Raw genomic sequence first — 15,867 nt, 5'->3', positions numbered from 1 at the left:
GCCCTTCGCGGTGATATATCTACTGCGAACAGAATTATTTCAGGAACTTCGCAGTTGGTGTGGGAGAGCGTGCACGCAACACTCTGGGATGAAAAACGCCTGAAAACCGAACCTATCCCCAAGCTCCGCGTCTATTCCTCGTACTCCTCGCCATCCGCCTCACTAACCGAAATCTCCGTCTCGTGTTCCCGGTCCGCCTCCCGCTGTAACTCCTCGGCCCGCAGTTCGGCACGGGTGTAGGCGTCGTACACCGCGTAGAGCCACACGGCGGGCGCGAGGAGGAAGCCGATGAAGACCATCACCGAAACGGAGGCGACGATGAAGCCCACCGCGAAGACGAGGCCGCGTTCGAGCTCGCGGTTGTACAGCTGTCCGAGGCCGGGGAAAATCGCCGACAGCACCGCCGCGACGAAGGGGTTCCCGCCTTCGAGGAGGTCGTCGAGCGCCGAGTCGACCGACGACTTCGGCGGGTCGCGCTGGCGAACCCCGCATTCGGGGCAGATTTCGGCGCGCGCGTCGATGACCGCGCCGCAGTCGCGGCAGAACGCCTCGTCGGGGCCGCGGTCGCGAGTCGAGTCGTCCGCGGAGGTCGATGACATACCTGCCATCTGTCGGCGGGGGACGTTAGTCCTGTGGCGGTCGGGCGTGGGAGCGACCCACCGCCATCTCCGAGGGACTCACCGACGCAGACGCCACCCTCACACACAGTACAGAAACGGCTTCATGAGCGCGACGCGGTCGCCGTCTTCGAGCAGCGTGTCGAAGCCGTCGAGGTTCTCGTTGAACACGCCGTTGACGAGGACGCGAGCGTAGGGGCGCGTCTGCTCCCCTTCGGGATTCTTTCGCCACGTGCCCGGGGGTCGCTCCACCCGCGCCCACCCCCGCGTCGTCGCGTCCGCCTCGCGCTCCGCGATGACGAGGTCACGCACGTCGTACGCCGCGAAGAACGCGTCGAGGAACGCCCGGAGCGTCTCGCCCGCGAAGGTGAACTCGATCTGATGCGTGCCCGCGGCCGACCTGACGTGTCCGGTCAGGTTGACCTCGACCGTCGTCGTCACCGTCTCGGCCGTCTCCGACGCCGCATCTGTCGCTCCCATCTCTCTCCGTTCCGCCCGCTCGGCAGTCCGTGTCTCCATGCGCTCCGATACGCACCGAATCCGGATGAGCGAGGCCCCGAACACGTTCGGACGCGCCGCAGACCAGACCAGATCAGACCAGACTAGACTACTGCGCCGAACTGTTGTCTGGCTCACAACTAATCCGCTCGCGCCACGACACGAAGGCGCAATGCGAATCGTCCCACCCCACCTGTACGGTGCAGTCGTCCATAGCTCAGTATTCCTCGGCGCGTCGACCATCGCCGAGGTGTTCGTCGCGTCCGCGCTCGCCGGAATCGCGCCGAACGCCGCCCTCGTCGTCGGCTTTCTCATCACCGTCGGCGTGTACAACTTCGACAAACTCGCCGACCTCGACGCCGACGCCGAGAACTACGCGGAGCGGACCGCCTTCGTGGCGTCCCACCCGCGGGTGTACGCCGCGTGCTCGGTGGTCGCCGTCGCCGTCGCGATCTGGCTCGCCGTCCGGCACGGCGGCGTCTACGCCCTCGGGCTGACGCTGTTTCCGGGCGTCGTCGCGGCGTTCTACAGCGTCCCGCTCGTCCCGCTGTCGTCTGTCGACCGACTCAAGGACGTCTTTCTCGTCAACACCGCGACGGTGTCGCTCGCGTGGGCGGTCCCCGTCGCGTTCATCCCGCTCGCGGTCGCCGCGACGGCACCCGAGTACGCCGCCGGCGCGGCCGGCGCGGCCGTCGCGGCGCTGTGGTTCTTCTTCCGCTCGGCCATCTCGGTCGAAGTCCACAACGTCCGTGACGTGACGGGCGACGCCCGGAACGGCGTCGAGACCCTGCCGACGGTCGTCGGCGTCCGCCGCACGCAACTGGGCCTCTACGGACTGGAACTCGTCTCGCTCGGACTCGTCTGGGCGGCGTCGTGGGTCGGCGTCGTCCCCGCGTGGGCTCCGGTCGCGCTCCTTCCGTCGGTCGCCTATTCGACGTGGATCACCCACGCACTCACCGGGTCGTCCCGGTCGGTCGAGCGGCTCTGTACGCTCCGCGACGGCGAGGGCGTACTGATGGCCGTCGGCGTCGCGGTCGTCGCTTCGGTTGCCGGTCCCGCCGGTGCGTTCGTGTGATACACACCGAGCCGAGAGCCCGTTCGGAGTGACGCCGACGTAGCTGTCGACCCGAGGCGGCCACCCCGAATTCTCGAATACCCTTTTGTCACTCGATGAATAACTATCTGGATAGTGATTCCGAACATCGGGTGGCCTACTTTCGAACAGGTGGTGTTCGGGGGAACCGCCGGTGCGCATTTCCTCACGCAACCGGTGCCGCTCGTCGTCGTCATCGTGGGGCTGATGATACTCACCGCAGTGATAAGTGGCTACGTCGTCCTGTTCGCGTGGCGGCGACGGCCGACGCCCGGTTCGACCGGGCTGGTCGCGTTCGGCCTCGCCAGCGGGTGGTGGTCGGCGGGCTACCTCTTCGAACTCATCGTCGACGACATGGCGCTCAAACTCGCGCTCGCGAACCTCCAGTGGGTCGGCGTCCTCGCGGCCCCGCTCGCGTGGTTTCTGTTTTCGTTTTCCTACGCCGGGCGAGACCGCTACACCGCACCGGCGTCGCTCCTCGCGCTCTCTGCGCTCCCGCTCGCCAGCCTCGTCGCCGTGTGGACCAATCCCCTGCATCACCTGATGTGGGGCTCCGTGACGGTCGTCCCCGCCGTCGGGCGGACGATTACCGTCCTCCAGACCGACTGGGGGCCGCTGTACTGGGTCGTGTTGGGATACAGCTACCTGCTGTGGGTCGCCGGCTCGGCCGTCATCTTGCGGACGGCGCTCGACATGCCGACGATCTACCGACTGCAGGCCGCCACCCTCATCGTCGGGGCGCTGATGCCCGTCCTCGGCAACGCCGCCACGACGCTCCTCGAACTCTACGGCCCGGCCATCGACATGACTCCCGCGGCCTTCGCGTTCGCGGGACTCGCCTGTACCGTCGCCATCAGCCGCTACGAACTCCTCGAAGCCCGACCGGTCCCGCGGTGGGTCGCCCGCGAACGCGTGGTCGAGACGATGGCCGACGCGGTGCTCATCACCGACACGAAGTGGCGCGTCACCGACGTGAACCAGTCGGCCGCGCGGATTCTCGGCGACGACGACGCCGAACTCAAGGGGCGACCCATCGGCGACGTTATCGAGGAGTTCTCGCCCGACCAGCGGGACACAGACCAAGTCACCGTCAGACTCGGGTCGGGCCAGCGGTACTTCGAACTCCGGACGAGTGCCTTCACCGACCACCACGGCCGCGACATCGGCCACGCGCTCGTCTTCCGCGACGTGACCGACCGCCGGCTGAACCTCCAGCAACTCGAGGTGATGAACCGCGTCCTCCGACACAACCTCCGGACCGAGGCGAACCTCCTCGAAGGCTACGCGAACCTCGTCTTGGACGACATCGACGGCGGGGAACTCGACGACGCGCGGGACCACGCCCAAACCCTCCACGACCACGCGTCGACGCTCGTCAACATCAGCCAGAAAGCGCGGAAACTCGGCGTGGCCCGCGATAACGACGGGAGCGGCGACATCCGCCTGCTCCCCGCGGCCGTCCAGATACGGGCCGCCGCCGACGCCGTCCGAGCCGACTCCCCCGGTGCGAACATCCGGCTCTCGTCGCTTCCCGACCCCGAAATCGTCTGCGCGCCCACGCTCGAACCCATCGTTCGCGAACTCGTCGAGAACGGCGTCCAGCACAACCCGTCGTCGACGCCGGTCGTCTCCGTGACGGCGACCGCGGACGAACGCGAACTCGTGATTCGCGTCGAAGACGACGGACCCGGCATCAACGCGAGCGAACTCGCCGCCATCGACGCCCACGGCGAGACGCAACTCAGACACGCCAGCGGCCTCGGGCTCTGGCTGGTGAAGTGGGGCGTCGACCAACTCGGCGGCACCGTCGCGTTCCACCCCCGCGAGGAGGGCGGGACCGAAGTGGTGCTTCGGATTCCCGCGTTGCGGGGTGAGTAGTGTGCGTCCGGACAAACCGTGACCCGGCCGCGCTCGATTCCAAGTTTGATAATTTCCGAGGCAATTATTAGTCAAATTTTCAATTATTGATGGAAGGCCCGAGATACTCAAACCGGCAGACAAGTCCTCAGAGGCTCGAATTCGGTGATCTCTGCGCATCAAATATTGGTTGCCCGACGCAGTAAATTCTTAAATATGAATACTCGGCAAGCCACGGTGTATGCCTACCCAAGGCGATAACAACGGGTCGGAGCGGCCCACTCCGACCCTCGAATTCGGTGCCGCCTCGGCTCCCGCGGCGGCGGGCGCGGTCCCAGCGCCCGTCCCCCCGGACGACCCGAACGCGTGGTACGCGCCGACCGTCCGGTCGCAGTACGAAGTGGCCCCGGACACCGTCGTCACCATCAGCGACGCGGACCACGGCTTCGACTACGCGGTCCGAGAGCCGACGCTCGGCGCGCGTGAAGCCGATGCGTTGGCGACCGTCCGCGACCACTTCTCGACCGTCGTCCGCCGGCGGCCGCTCACCCGCGAGGGCGCGGCCGCTCGCGCGGAGACCGGCCTCTCGCCGAAGTACCGCCGCATCTTCGACCGCCTGCTCGACCTGACGCCGAGCGCCCGCAGACGCGTCGAACACCACGCGCTGTCCGAGCTTCGGCTCCTCGGCGAAGTCACGCCGCTGGCGCTCGACGAGCGAATCGAGGTCGTCGACGCCGGCCGCGGCGACGGCTCCGAGCGGCTGGTCGTCCACACCGAGGCCTTCGCGCCGGCGGCGACCGACTTCGACTCCGACGTGAGGTTCGCGGACCGCATCGCCGCCGAGCGGGTCGCTCACTACACCGTCCCCTTCGCAGGCTACGACGTGGACGTGGTCGTCTACCGGGACCGGCTCCTCGGCGACGACCACTTCGCCACGAAGTACGCCGTCCTCGAACCGGACCTCGTCCCCGGCGACGCCGAACTCATCGAGGAGTGCAAGGAGCGAATCTGGGAGGCGAACGTCGACGACGTGGTCGCCGACCGCATCGACTTCGTTCGGGACCGCGCCCGCGAGTTCCTCTCGCGGCGACTCACCGCCCGCAACACCCGCGCGTGGGTCGACGCGACGCGATTCCGCGTCCGTGCGGCGCTCTCGGAGTACGGTCTCGCGCTCCCGCCGGTCGACCGCCGGTTCGCCGAGGACCGCCTCGACGACCTCGTCTACTACGTCCTCCGCGACTACGTCGGCGAGGGCGTCCTCACCGTTCCCATCCGCGACCCGCACCTCGAAGACGTGGAGGCCAACCGCGTCGGCGAACGGGTCAAAGTCATTCCGCGGGCGGACGTGACCGGCCGCGGCGGCCTGCGGGTGCCGACGAACCTCGTCTTCGAAGACGAGACCGAGTTCACGAACGTCGTCACCCAACTCGCCGCCGCCGACGGCGTTGAGTTGAACGCCTCGAACCCGAGCGCGAAGGTGAACCTCCGACCCGGCGCGGTCGGCGGCGACCCCGCGTCGGCCGACACCGACGAGACGATTCGCTGCGCCGTCGCCCTCCCCGTCATCTCCGAGGGCGGCCCGCACGTCTCGATTCGGAAACAGACCGGCGACGTGCTCACGCCGGTCGACCTCGTCGAAAGCGGCTCGGTCTCGACCGAACTCGTCACCCTGCTGTGGCTCTGTTACGAGCACCATCGCGTCGTTCTTTTTTCTGGCTCGACGGGGGTTGGAAAAACTACGTTGATGAACGCGTGCATGCCGTTCGTGCCCTACGACCACCGGCCTATCAGCATCGACGAGGGCTCTCGCGAGGTGCATCTCCCCCACGAGACGGGCGTCTCCCTGACGACCCGCGACCACGAGTCCGAGTTCAAGCGCGTCTCGATGGCCGACCTGATGACCGAGGCGAACTACCTCAACCCCGACGTGGAGGTCATCGCCGAAATCAACACGCCCGAGTCGTTCGCCACGTTCGCCGAGACGCTCAACACCGGCCACGGCGTCATCGGCACGACTCACGCCGCCGACGTCGAGACGCTCGTCAATCGCGTCATCGAACAGGGCCTCCCGCCGTACCTCCTCCGCGAGCTCGACCTCGTCGTCTTCCCGCACAAGGTCGACGGCGAGCGGTACGTCTCCGAGGTGGTCGAACTCGTCCCCGAGTCGGAGTACGACGAGACGTGGGGTCGCCGCGGCGTCGTCGAGAAAGACGGGCGGACGCTCCACTGGAACACGGTCGGTCGGCGAACGCCGGACGGTTCGTTCGACCTCTCGTACGAGCACCCGCAGTTGGGCGACGACCGCCGACGCGCCGGCATCCGATTGTTCCACCGCATCGCCGAGGCCACAGACCGCGACGTGGAGGCCGTCGAGCGCGAGTTCCACCGGAAGCACCGCTACGTCGAGTACCTCGTCCGCGAGCAGGTGACCGACGTGGACCGGTTGTTCGGCTTCCTCTCGGACCTCCGAACCGACGAAGCCGCGACGGTCGAGCGCGTCCGCCGGCGGATGGCCGAGCGGACCGCCGACGGCGGAGACAGCGCCGACGACACGCGGGGCGTCGACTCCGACGCTGACGGCGAGGCCGACCCGTGACCGGATTCGACGCCGGACTCGAAGAGCGCCGGGTCGGCCGCGTCCGCTCGCTTTCGGTCCTCGACAGGGCGCTGTACGCGCTGTTCGCCCGTCACGTCGACGCCGCCCGGCACGACCGGGACCGCCGCCGCTACCGCGGTACCGACATGCGGATGAGCTTCGACCTCTACCTCGCTCGCGCCTACGGCCTCGCGTGGGCGGTCGGACTGTTCGTCGCGTTCCCGACGGTGCTCGTCTTCCTCGCGGTTCCCGACTCGGCGATAGATGCCGCACTCTCCGTCCTCCGCGCGGCGCTGCCGCCCCTCGAATACGTCCCGATACCCGTCGTTCCCCGGCTCCCCGTGGCCGGGCTGTTCGCCCTCGGGGCGGCAGTAGCGACGCGACGCGTCGTTCTCGCCGTCGCCGGGCGGTACCTCGGCTGGCGAGCGACCGCCCGGCGGGAGAACATCGAACGGACCCTGCCCGGCGCGGTCCGCTACCTGCACGTCCTCTCGTCGGGGAGCGACGGCCCCCGCGAGATGCTCCGGCGCGTCGCCGAGACCGACGCCTACGGCGAGACGGCCGTCGCCTTCCGGGGCGTCCTCAACACCGCCTCGCTGACCGGCAACGTGAACGAGGGCCTGCGCCGCGTCGCCCGCGACACGCCCTCCGAGGGGATGCTCGCGCCCTTCCTCCTGAAGTTCCGCGAGCACGCCGGACAGGGCGACGACGCGCTCCGGAACTACCTGCGGATGGAGAGCCGGATGCTCGGCCACCGGCAGGACCGCGCCCGCGAGCGCGCCGAGGGCTTCCTCGAACTGCTCGCCGAACTGTTCATCGTCCTCCTCGTGCTCCCGTCGCTGCTCGTCATCGTCCTCACGGTGATGAGCGTCATCGCGCCCGGCCTCTCCGCGCCGGTGGTCACGCCGCTCGGCCAGACGACCACCCGCGGCATCGTCGTCTACGCGAGCGCCGCGTTCATCCTCGGCGTCGGTCTCGGCGCGAGCGTGCTCGTCGCCGGGCTCCGACCCCCGGACCAATCGGTCGAGTACGACCGGCCAGCCAACGCGTTCCGCGTCCTCGACTCGGCGCTTTGGAACCCAGCCAGCGCGGCCGTCGTCTTCGTCTTTCCGGGGCTCGTCGTGGCCGGCGTCGCGGCTCTCGCCGGCGCTGACGCCGTCGGCGTCGCGCTCGTCGGCTACGTCGCCTACGCGGCCCCGGTCGGACTCGTCGGCGTCCGCCGCGCCCGCCTCGACGACGCGAAGGACCGCGAGTTGAAGGACTTCGTCCACGCCGTCTCGGGCCACGTCAGTCTCGGGCGCCCCTTCGGTGACGCGGTCGAGCGCGTCGGCCGCGACGTGGACCTCGGCCCGCTCGATTCGGACGTGGCCGACCTGGCGCTCAACCTCCGGTTCACCGCGCCGAGTTCCGGGACCGACGTGAACCTCCGAACGGCCGCGTTGGCTCGGTTCGTCGACCGCGTCGGGACGCCCATGGCCGAACAGACCATCGGCCTCGTCGTCGGCGCGCTCGACGGCGGCAGCGACACGGGAACCGTCTTCGACACGCTCCAGACCGAAATCGGCCGCCTCTACCACGAAAAGCGCGCGCTCCGGTCGGGACTGCTCGTCTACGTCGCGGTCGGCTGGACGACCGCGCTCCTCGTCGTCGGCATCACCGTCGCCGTCAACGTCCACGTCTTCGACGGCTTCGCCCAGCTCTCGACGCTCTCGACCGGCGGGTCGTTCGCCATCAACGCCGGCGCGGTGGACCTCGAACGCGACCGCTACCGGATGTACGTCGTCACGCAGGCGACGATGCTCGCGTCGGGGTGGTTCTCCGGGACGGCCAGCCGCGGTCGCTACGAGGCGCTGTTACACTCCGCCGCCCTCGTCGTCGCGTGCTATCTCGTCTACGCCGGGGTGGGACTGATATGACCGCGACCCGCGGGCAGGCGAACGTGGTCGGCGTCGCGCTCCTGCTCGGCATCGGCGTGGTCGCCATCGGCCTCTTGACCGCCAGCGTCGGCGGCCTCGTGGACGCCCAAATCGCGACCGCGGACGCCGACGCCGCCGCGGACGGCTTCTCGTCGCTCCGGGACGGCGTCGCCGCCGGCGCGAACGACAGCTACCCGATTCGCGTCACCGACGGCGACCTCTCGCGAGTGAACAGGTCGGTCCGAATCATCCCGGAGGCGGGAGCTAACAGGACCTACGACGCCGACGGCTACGTCGCCGACCTCGGCGGTCAGCGCGTGGCGTTCGTCGGCGGCGCGGTCGTTCGCGGAACCGGCGACCGCGCCGTGCTCGTCACGCCCGTCCCGCTGTCGTTCGCCGGCGACGCGGCGTTTCTCACGGTACCCGTCCTGACCGCCGACGCCACCGACGGCGGCGGCCTCGGCGGCGGTGCGGCGCTTCGAACGCGAACGACGCGAACCGTGACCGACCTGCCGACCGACGGGTACGCCGTCGCCGTCGAGACGGCGACCCCGGACGCGTGGGAACGCGCGTTCGAGGACCGCGGGTTCGAGACGAGCCGAGCCGACTTCGACGGCGACGGCACCGAGAGCGTCGTCGCCGTCGTCTCCGGCGACCGGACGCTCACCGTCGCTCGATACGACCTCGCCGTGGTGGTCGACCGTGGCTGACGCCCCTCGCCGGTCGACCCCGTCACCGACCGGCCCCGCCCGCCGTACCGCCGACCGTGCCGTGGTCCCCGTCGTCGGGAAAGCGCTCGAAGCCGCCATCGCCGTGCTGTTTATCGGACTCTTGACCACCGTCCTCTTCGGCGGCGTCGTCCCCGACCACCGCGCCGCGGTCGGTCACGAGCTCGCCGACCGGACGCTCGCAACGGCCACCGACCGGGTCGAAACCACCGCCGTCGTTCCCGAATCGGCGGTCATCGGGTCCAGGCGAGCCGACGTCGACCTCCCGCGAACGATTCGCGGGAGCTCCTATCGCGTCGCGTACGTCCCGAACGCCACGTTCGGGGGCGACTCGAACGCGACCGCCCCGGCGCTGGTCCTCGACCATCCGAACGACGCGTTCGACCGGCAGGTTCCGGTCACGCTCCCCGAATCGGTGACCGTCTCGGGCGCGTGGGACAGCGGAAACGACTGCGCCGTTCGCGTCGTCGTCGGCGACGACGGGACGACGCTGGAGCTCGCGAACGAACCTGTGTCGGGAGGGACCGATGAGTGACCGTAACCGGCCCGCGGCGCGCGCACAGACGACGCTCGCCGGACTCGCGGTGGCGCTCGTGCTCGTGACCGCGGTCACGGTCGGGGGCGTCGTCGCCGCCGACCGGGCCCTCGCGGACGCGGCCGGCGAGTCGCTCGAACAACACCGCGCCGAGCGCGCCGCCGACGCGCTGGTCACGGAATCCCCGCTGGTCTCGTCCGACAATGGGACCGCGGCCGAGGCGATCGACCTGGCGCTCGCGAACGACACGAACGCCGCCGAACTCGCCGCCGCCGTTCCGTCTCTCCGCGGCGTCGCGTTCCGCGTCCGGGTCGATGACCGGACGATAGCCGAGCGGGGCGACCCGTCGGGCGGGCACACGGTCAGCCGCGGTGCGCTCGCCGTCAGTCGACGGAGCGTCGGCGGGACCGTCGACCTCTCGGAGGAGACCACGACGACGCTCGACGGACGGACGAACAGCGTTCGACTGGACGTGAACCCGGGGGCAAACACGACGATTCGAACGATTCGAGTCGACGACAGGGTCGTCCTCCACCGACCGACCGGAATCGAGGGAGAACGCGTCGTCGAGGTGTCGTCGCGCTCGAACCCGGTGATTCGAGTCGAAACCGCCGAGTCCGACCCGTCCGGGAGCGTCGACGCGTCGGCGACCGCGTTCGATTCGACGGTCGTGCGAATCGAGGTGACCGTCGATGCGTGAGCGTCACGGCGAGCGTCCGCGGCGGTTGAGCCGTCGCCGTACGGACGACGCCTCCGACCGGACGGGAGACCGAGGACAACTCTCGCTGACGGTCGTCGAGGCGGCCGTCGCGACCCTGCTCGTCCTCGCCGTCGCGGCGGGGTTCGCACTCGCGCCGCCCGCGCCGGCTTCCGAGGCGGACTCGCTGGAGCGACAGGCGACGGATGCCGCGTCGCTGGTGGCGACCGTGCCGGCGGGCGCGACGGGAACGCTCCTCGGCTCGGCCTGCGCTTCGTCGGGCGACTTCGACGCCCGGGCAGCGCGGATTCACGAGGTCGCTTCGGCGGGGCTCCCGAGCGGGGCGTTCGTCTCGCTCCGAACCGACGTCGGGTCAGTCGGTAGGCCCCCGCCGGAGACCGCACGAGTCGGGAGTGCGACTGCCACGGTCCCGCGCTGTACCGCGACGGTAGAGGTGTGGTATCCGTGAGCCGGTCCGCCGCCGACCCGGACGGCTGGGTCGCCTCATCGAACGACGACCGCGGGCAGTTGGTGCTCGTCTCCGGTGCGGTCGTCGCCGTGGCCCTGCTCGCGCTCCTCGTCGTTCACGCGCAACTCGGCTTCGCCGGCGTGGTCGAAACCACCGAGCCACCGCCGCTGGACGACGTCGTTGAGACGACCGACGGCGGGGTCGAAATGGCGGCCGCCGGCGTCGCGGGTCGGTACGACTGGGCGGCGAGAGACGCCGCAGTCGAGGATTTTCGCTCGCGGCTCGACCCCGCGCTGGCGAACGTCGAGCGCGCGCACGCCGGCGAGGGCGGCGTCGCGCTGAGGACGAACGACTCCGCGGCCGCCGGCTGGGCGCTCAGGAACTGTCCCGACGGTCCGTACCGGGAGTTCGGTCCCTGCGTCGTCGACGACGGCGTCGTCGTCCAAGAGCGCGCGGGAGAGACGGCCGTCGTCGCCGTTCTCGTCGACGTTCGAATCGCGACGCCGCGCTCGCGGACGGCCCTGACGGTCGCCGTGCGCCCGAACTGAAAGCGGTCGAAAAAGCGGTTAGGCGCTCGGCACGTAGCCGAGGACTTCGTAGGTGTGTTCGGCGTCGTCTTCGGATTTGGGCTCGGTGTAGCGCGCCTCGTGGACTCGGTCCAGTCGGGCGGCGAGGAGCGTCTTGTAGGCGTCCAGAATCGGCGCTTCGGTGAGCGGCGCTTCCGGCCCCTCGTCTTGGCCGACGATGTTCGCCATACAGAGCACGCCGTCGGGGGAAAGCAGGCCCGCCACCACGTCGAGAAACCGGTGGAACTCCGGGACGCTCATCGTGTCCCCGAGATAGTAGATGGTCTCGCTCCAGACGATGACGTCGAACTGCTCGTCGAGGGAGTCGAGATACGCGCTCGCCTCGCCGGCGGAGAACGTCGCCCGGTCGCTATCGGTCCGCTCGCGAGCGCGCTCGACGGCAGCCTCGGAGATGTCGATGCCGTGGAGTTCCGCGTCGGGGAAGCGTTCTAAGAGGAGTTCCGAGTGGACGCCCTCGGCGCAGCCGATCTCCAGAATCGACTCCGGCGAGCCGACGTGGCTCTCGACGACGCGGTTCTGGCGGCGGTACTTGCGCTGCTCGTAGGTCGAAGAATCGAAGTCCCACGGGTCCGGTTCGTCGAACTCGTCGTCGAAGTAGTCGGCGTTCCAGCCGTCGTTCGGCACGTTAGTTCACCTCCGTGTCGCTGGTCTCGGCCGGATTGTAAATGCTCTGGATGACCCGAGATTGGAGCGCCGGGTCTTGGAGCCAGAGCTTGCAGAGAGCCCCGTAGGCGAACAGTTGAATCGCCACGAAGAGGATGAGGTCTCGGGCCTCGGGTTCGACGGCGTAGGCGTCGAGTCGGACGAGCCCGTCCCGACCGTACAGCGAGCGCTCGCGGACGGCCTGCTCTGCGGGTCCACCGTTCAGCGTGAACGCGATGAGCGGGACCTTCTGGTCGAAGTCCGCGGACTGGAGGACGTTCCAGACGGAGGTTTCGTCGCCGAACAGCACGTCGTTCCACTCGCGGTACGTCGCGGAGCCCTGTTGCGGAATCGCCGTCACGAGGTAGCTCGAACCGCCGTGGAGGACGTTGACTAGGCGGTGGACGATGTTCTGGAGGTTCGTCGCCTCGCCGTGGACGTGGAGGAACTCCGTGAGCTTGAGTTGCGCCTCGTTTCCGAGCCCGCGCTGCGACGCGAGGGCCCCGAAGATGGGGTCGCTCTGGAGGTCGTTGTGTCGCTGGAGCTCTTCGATGGCCGCGAGAATATCGCTTTGGCCGGAGAGGCCGGCGGCGTCGTCGCCCTGTTTGAACTGGCCTTCGACGAACTCGTCGAGGGCCCTGAACCGCGCCTGAAACCGCTGGAGGTCGACGTAGTCGTCGAGGAAGACGACCTGCAGGACGGCGAGTTGGGCGACGACACTTTTCGTCGCGTAGATTTCGATTCGCTCTTCGACGCCCGGAAGCGGGACGACGTGGTCGGCGCGCTCCGCGAGCGGGCTGTCCGGGTCCGTTACGGCGACGACGGTCGCCTGTTGATTCGAACAGAGGTCGAGTATAGAATCAGTCTTCCCGCTCCGCGAGATGGCGAGAATCGTGTCGTCGGCCGACGAGTGCATCCCGGTGGCTTCGACGCCGCTGCGGACCTGCGACCGGATGCCGCGGTCGCGGAGGCGGTCGGCGAGCCAGTAGCCGACCGACGTTGAGGACCCCTGCCCGGCGATTGTGACGGTGCCGTCGGCGTCGAACACCGGCCGCCGAACCTCCTGTCGGAAGGCGTCGTCGGCAATCGTCTCCCAGACCTGCGCTTCGATGGCCTCGTACACGCCCGTCCGCTCGCCCGTGTCGCGCGCAATCGAACGGAGGTCGTCTTCGAACAGCTTCGGGATGTTGACCGACGCGCTGTCGTCCGTGAGATTCGCCTTGATGACCGACCGGACGTATTCGGACGTTTTCTTGTTCTTCTGCTGGGCGATCTCGTCCACCTGTCTCTTGACCCGCTTCGAGACGCGGGCCTGGAGTATCTCGTCTTTCGTCATGACCGCCGGTATGTCAAACGGTGAGATAGTTCTTGTCATCGCGTATGTCATACGATTCTGCACTACTGTATACGCATATAAACTGTATACGAGGGTACAAAATACAGCCGATTATGTCACACGCAAGATATTTGTTTACAGTCATACAATCTGTTTGTGTGACGCGAAGACGAAAACGAGAACGTCACGAGAACCCCCACAAACCCGATACACAACAGATTACGATGACCAACGATTCAACCCATCCCAGCAAATCGACGGAATCGGATTCGAACACTCCGAATATAGACATGAACTCGCGGTTCGGACACGGGTGTACCCGCCCGGCGTCCGAAGAGACGGAGCGGCGGCCGTCCGTGACGACGGTGGTCGTCCGCGCCACCCTCGCGGCGCTCGTCGTGCTTTCGCTGTTCGCGGTCGCCGTTCCGGTCGTCACGGCCGACGCGGGGTCGGCGGCGCTGTCCGGACCCCCGACCGCTTCGGTGAGCGCGGACGAGGCGCTCGACGCCCGCGAGGCGGCGAAAGACAGACTCGCGGAACTCCGCCGCCTCGACGACCGACCGATGGTCTCGGTCGAGGCGAGCACGCTCCAGACGGTCCAGAACCGCATCGAGACGGGGAACCTGAGCTACACGCGGGCGAACTACGACACCGCGGCCGAACACTGGTCGGTCGCGGAGAAGCAGGCGACCGCGGCCCTCGCCCGCGCCTACGCCGAGGGGACCGCGCGGAACCTCAACGCGACGGTCGGCTTCATCGAAAAGCGCGAAGAGAAGGGCTACGCGACGGCTGACACCGCCGAGTTCACGGAGCGCGCCGCCGGGCTGCGCGCCCAGACCCCGGAGACGCTCTCGGACCACCGGAAGCGCTACCGAGCGGCGCGGCAGCTGAACAGCGACGTCGAGTCGTCGCTTCCCTCGATGAACGCGGTCCGACTGGCGAACTGGCTGTCGCCGATGTGGGTCGCTGGCGGGGTTGTCGTCGCCCTCGGTGCGGTGACGAGCGTCGTCGGATTCGCCCTTGGCCGTCGCGGACAGTCCGAACCGGAGACCGAAGACACCGGTACCGAACCCGAGGTCGAGGGGTCCGGCCTCAGATAACCACTCACGGAGACATCCATGAACATATCCAAATACGTACGCAACGCGGTTCCGTGGAGCGGCACCGACGAGTCGAACGACGACGCGGTCATCACCGACGGTGCGGGCGGCGGGGCGGTCGAGGCGAACGCGGCGGCGGACCGACCGAGCGCCGACGGTGACGACCACGACGAGAACAGCGTGGGCGTGTTCTTCCCGCCGAACACGCTCGCGGACGTGGTGCGGCGCGAGTGGATTTCCCGGGCCGAGGAGATGCTCGGAACGTCGATTCCGACGCGGTTCGTCCAGGACGTGCAGCTCGGTCGCAACCCGCTTCGCATCGAGGACGTCACGCCGATGCTCGCCCCGGAAGTCGAGCGCGAACTGCTCAGGCTGTCGTACGACGCCGATCACGCGCTGGTCCCGTCGTCGCTCGGAACCGGCTTTCCGGCCTACAAGTTCGTCGACGTCGGCCTCGTCTTCGAGGAGACGGTCGACGTGGTCGTTCCCTCCCACAAGACCGCTGACGGGCTGTACAAGAACCCGCAGAACGCGCTGTTGGCCGGCCTCGGCGTCGCGGTCATGGACGCGCCGGCGATACTCATCGACCACCGGGCGCAGGCGGTCGGGATGGACGACGTGCCACCGGAACTGGCGAAGTTCCTCGCGGCGACGACCCACACCGACGTGGCGAACCGGTCGTACGGCTACTGGAGCGCCGCGATGACGACGGTCCCCATCGGCGGCCGCGCCGAGATGGACCTCAACCCCGCGGTTCAGCGGGCGGCAAACAGCCTCACGCCGTGGCTGTCGGCCGAGCAGTGGGCCCCGTGGGCCATCGAAAACGGAGACATCGAACCCGACGCGACGGTCCCGACGCTGGCCGAACCGGACCTGATGGTCGTCCTCCCCCACGGCGTCACCCTCGGCCAGCACCACAACCTCCGGACGATTCACGCGGACGTGGCCAACGCCCACGTCGTCGGCTTCTGGCCGCTCGACGCGGCGTGGATACACACTCACGTCCGCCGGGCCGGCGCGGCGTACGTCGACGCGGAGGTCCACGACGAGTCGTCGCCGCTCCGGCAGGTGTGGGAGGCGCACACGGCGAAGTTCGGCGTGAGCGACCCCGTCGACCGGTGGGAGCGCTTCTTCGCCGACCACATCGAGCCGGCGCTCCCGGAGCAGTAAGCCGCACCGCCCGCAGACGACCCACG

Annotated in this window: 15 protein-coding genes; 11 read left to right on the top strand and 4 right to left on the bottom strand. The window is 68.6% G+C overall.

All coding sequences use genetic code 11. The annotated features are described in order from the left end of the window. Nucleotides 1-131 precede the first annotated feature (131 nt). On the bottom strand, nt 132-599 hold the full coding sequence (locus ABY42_RS02945) for a zinc ribbon domain-containing protein (protein ID WP_050458686.1): 468 nt from the start codon (nt 597-599) through the stop codon (nt 132-134). A gap of 99 nt (nt 600-698) precedes the next feature. Beyond that, nucleotides 699-1,097, bottom strand: a complete 399-nt coding sequence (locus tag ABY42_RS02940) for a ubiquitin family protein (protein ID WP_156224350.1) — start codon at nt 1,095-1,097, stop codon at nt 699-701. 190 nt (nt 1,098-1,287) lie between these two features. Here ABY42_RS02940 and ABY42_RS02935 point away from each other — a divergent pair, with 190 nt between their 5' ends. The 9 genes from ABY42_RS02935 (at nt 1,288) to ABY42_RS02895 (ending at nt 11,554) form a co-directional block, all read left to right on the top strand. After that, nucleotides 1,288-2,190, top strand: coding sequence for a UbiA family prenyltransferase (locus tag ABY42_RS02935; RefSeq protein ID WP_050458684.1), 903 nt, complete (start codon nt 1,288-1,290; stop codon nt 2,188-2,190). Nucleotides 2,191-2,304: 114 nt separating this feature from the next. After that, nucleotides 2,305-4,086, top strand: a complete 1,782-nt coding sequence (locus ABY42_RS02930; protein ID WP_050458683.1) for a histidine kinase N-terminal 7TM domain-containing protein — start codon at nt 2,305-2,307, stop codon at nt 4,084-4,086. A gap of 220 nt (nt 4,087-4,306) precedes the next feature. Continuing rightward, nucleotides 4,307-6,661: a type II/IV secretion system ATPase subunit gene (locus tag ABY42_RS02925; protein WP_050458682.1), complete on the top strand. Its 2,355-nt coding sequence runs from the start codon at nt 4,307-4,309 to the stop codon at nt 6,659-6,661. Further along, the gene (locus ABY42_RS02920) at nt 6,658-8,577 is read left to right on the top strand and encodes a type II secretion system F family protein (RefSeq protein WP_050458681.1); all 1,920 of its coding nucleotides are present in this window, start codon (nt 6,658-6,660) and stop codon (nt 8,575-8,577) included. The genes ABY42_RS02925 and ABY42_RS02920 overlap by 4 nt, the downstream gene beginning before the upstream one ends. Continuing rightward, on the top strand, nt 8,574-9,287 hold the full coding sequence (locus ABY42_RS02915) for a DUF7289 family protein (RefSeq protein WP_050458680.1): 714 nt from the start codon (nt 8,574-8,576) through the stop codon (nt 9,285-9,287). The genes ABY42_RS02920 and ABY42_RS02915 overlap by 4 nt, the downstream gene beginning before the upstream one ends. Then, complete coding sequence (locus ABY42_RS02910; RefSeq protein ID WP_050458679.1) at nt 9,280-9,840, top strand: DUF7266 family protein; 561 nt, start codon at nt 9,280-9,282, stop codon at nt 9,838-9,840. Before ABY42_RS02915 ends, ABY42_RS02910 begins: the two co-directional genes overlap by 8 nt. Then, nucleotides 9,833-10,540 (top strand): DUF7263 family protein, encoded by a 708-nt coding sequence (locus tag ABY42_RS02905; protein ID WP_050458678.1) that lies wholly within the window; start codon nt 9,833-9,835, stop codon nt 10,538-10,540. Before ABY42_RS02910 ends, ABY42_RS02905 begins: the two co-directional genes overlap by 8 nt. Continuing rightward, a complete protein-coding gene (locus tag ABY42_RS02900; protein ID WP_082220635.1) occupies nt 10,533-11,006 on the top strand; it encodes a DUF7262 family protein in 474 nt (157 codons plus the stop codon). Before ABY42_RS02905 ends, ABY42_RS02900 begins: the two co-directional genes overlap by 8 nt. Further along, entirely contained in the window at nt 11,003-11,554 is a 552-nt protein-coding gene (locus ABY42_RS02895) for a DUF7261 family protein (protein WP_050458677.1), read from the top strand. The genes ABY42_RS02900 and ABY42_RS02895 overlap by 4 nt, the downstream gene beginning before the upstream one ends. An 18-nt stretch (nt 11,555-11,572) precedes the next feature. Here the strand turns inward: ABY42_RS02895 and ABY42_RS02890 are convergent, their stop codons facing one another. Then, nucleotides 11,573-12,217: a class I SAM-dependent methyltransferase gene (locus tag ABY42_RS02890; RefSeq protein ID WP_050458676.1), complete on the bottom strand. Its 645-nt coding sequence runs from the start codon at nt 12,215-12,217 to the stop codon at nt 11,573-11,575. 1 nt (nt 12,218) lies between these two features. Next, complete coding sequence (locus ABY42_RS02885; RefSeq protein WP_050458675.1) at nt 12,219-13,571, bottom strand: SIS domain-containing protein; 1,353 nt, start codon at nt 13,569-13,571, stop codon at nt 12,219-12,221. 290 nt (nt 13,572-13,861) lie between these two features. On the opposite strand from ABY42_RS02885, the gene ABY42_RS02880 reads away from it, so the two are divergent. Further along, on the top strand, nt 13,862-14,671 hold the full coding sequence (locus tag ABY42_RS02880) for a hypothetical protein (RefSeq protein ID WP_050458674.1): 810 nt from the start codon (nt 13,862-13,864) through the stop codon (nt 14,669-14,671). A gap of 18 nt (nt 14,672-14,689) precedes the next feature. After that, on the top strand, nt 14,690-15,841 hold the full coding sequence (locus ABY42_RS02875) for a hypothetical protein (RefSeq protein ID WP_050458673.1): 1,152 nt from the start codon (nt 14,690-14,692) through the stop codon (nt 15,839-15,841). Nucleotides 15,842-15,867: the final 26 nt, after the last annotated feature.

This window comes from Haloferax gibbonsii, from assembly GCF_001190965.1.
In the GTDB taxonomy this organism is placed as follows: domain Archaea; phylum Halobacteriota; class Halobacteria; order Halobacteriales; family Haloferacaceae; genus Haloferax; species Haloferax gibbonsii.
Note: the sequence above shows the minus strand (reverse complement) of the source record. Positions and strands in the feature narration are given on the sequence as shown.

What these genes read in the sequence shown, in the direction of transcription:
- ABY42_RS02880 (WP_050458674.1), top strand. Translation starts at nt 13,862, where the DNA reads ATGAACTCGCGGTTCGGACACGGGTGTACCCGCCCGGCGTCCGAAGAG.
- ABY42_RS02900 (WP_082220635.1), top strand. Translation starts at nt 10,533, where the DNA reads ATGCGTGAGCGTCACGGCGAGCGTCCGCGGCGGTTGAGCCGTCGCCGT.
- ABY42_RS02875 (WP_050458673.1), top strand. Translation starts at nt 14,690, where the DNA reads ATGAACATATCCAAATACGTACGCAACGCGGTTCCGTGGAGCGGCACC.
- ABY42_RS02905 (WP_050458678.1), top strand. Translation starts at nt 9,833, where the DNA reads ATGAGTGACCGTAACCGGCCCGCGGCGCGCGCACAGACGACGCTCGCC.
- ABY42_RS02935 (WP_050458684.1), top strand. Translation starts at nt 1,288, where the DNA reads ATGCGAATCGTCCCACCCCACCTGTACGGTGCAGTCGTCCATAGCTCA.
- ABY42_RS02925 (WP_050458682.1), top strand. Translation starts at nt 4,307, where the DNA reads ATGCCTACCCAAGGCGATAACAACGGGTCGGAGCGGCCCACTCCGACC.
- ABY42_RS02915 (WP_050458680.1), top strand. Translation starts at nt 8,574, where the DNA reads ATGACCGCGACCCGCGGGCAGGCGAACGTGGTCGGCGTCGCGCTCCTG.
- ABY42_RS02940 (WP_156224350.1), bottom strand. Translation starts at nt 1,097, where the DNA reads ATGGGAGCGACAGATGCGGCGTCGGAGACGGCCGAGACGGTGACGACG.
- ABY42_RS02885 (WP_050458675.1), bottom strand. Translation starts at nt 13,571, where the DNA reads ATGACGAAAGACGAGATACTCCAGGCCCGCGTCTCGAAGCGGGTCAAG.
- ABY42_RS02945 (WP_050458686.1), bottom strand. Translation starts at nt 599, where the DNA reads ATGTCATCGACCTCCGCGGACGACTCGACTCGCGACCGCGGCCCCGAC.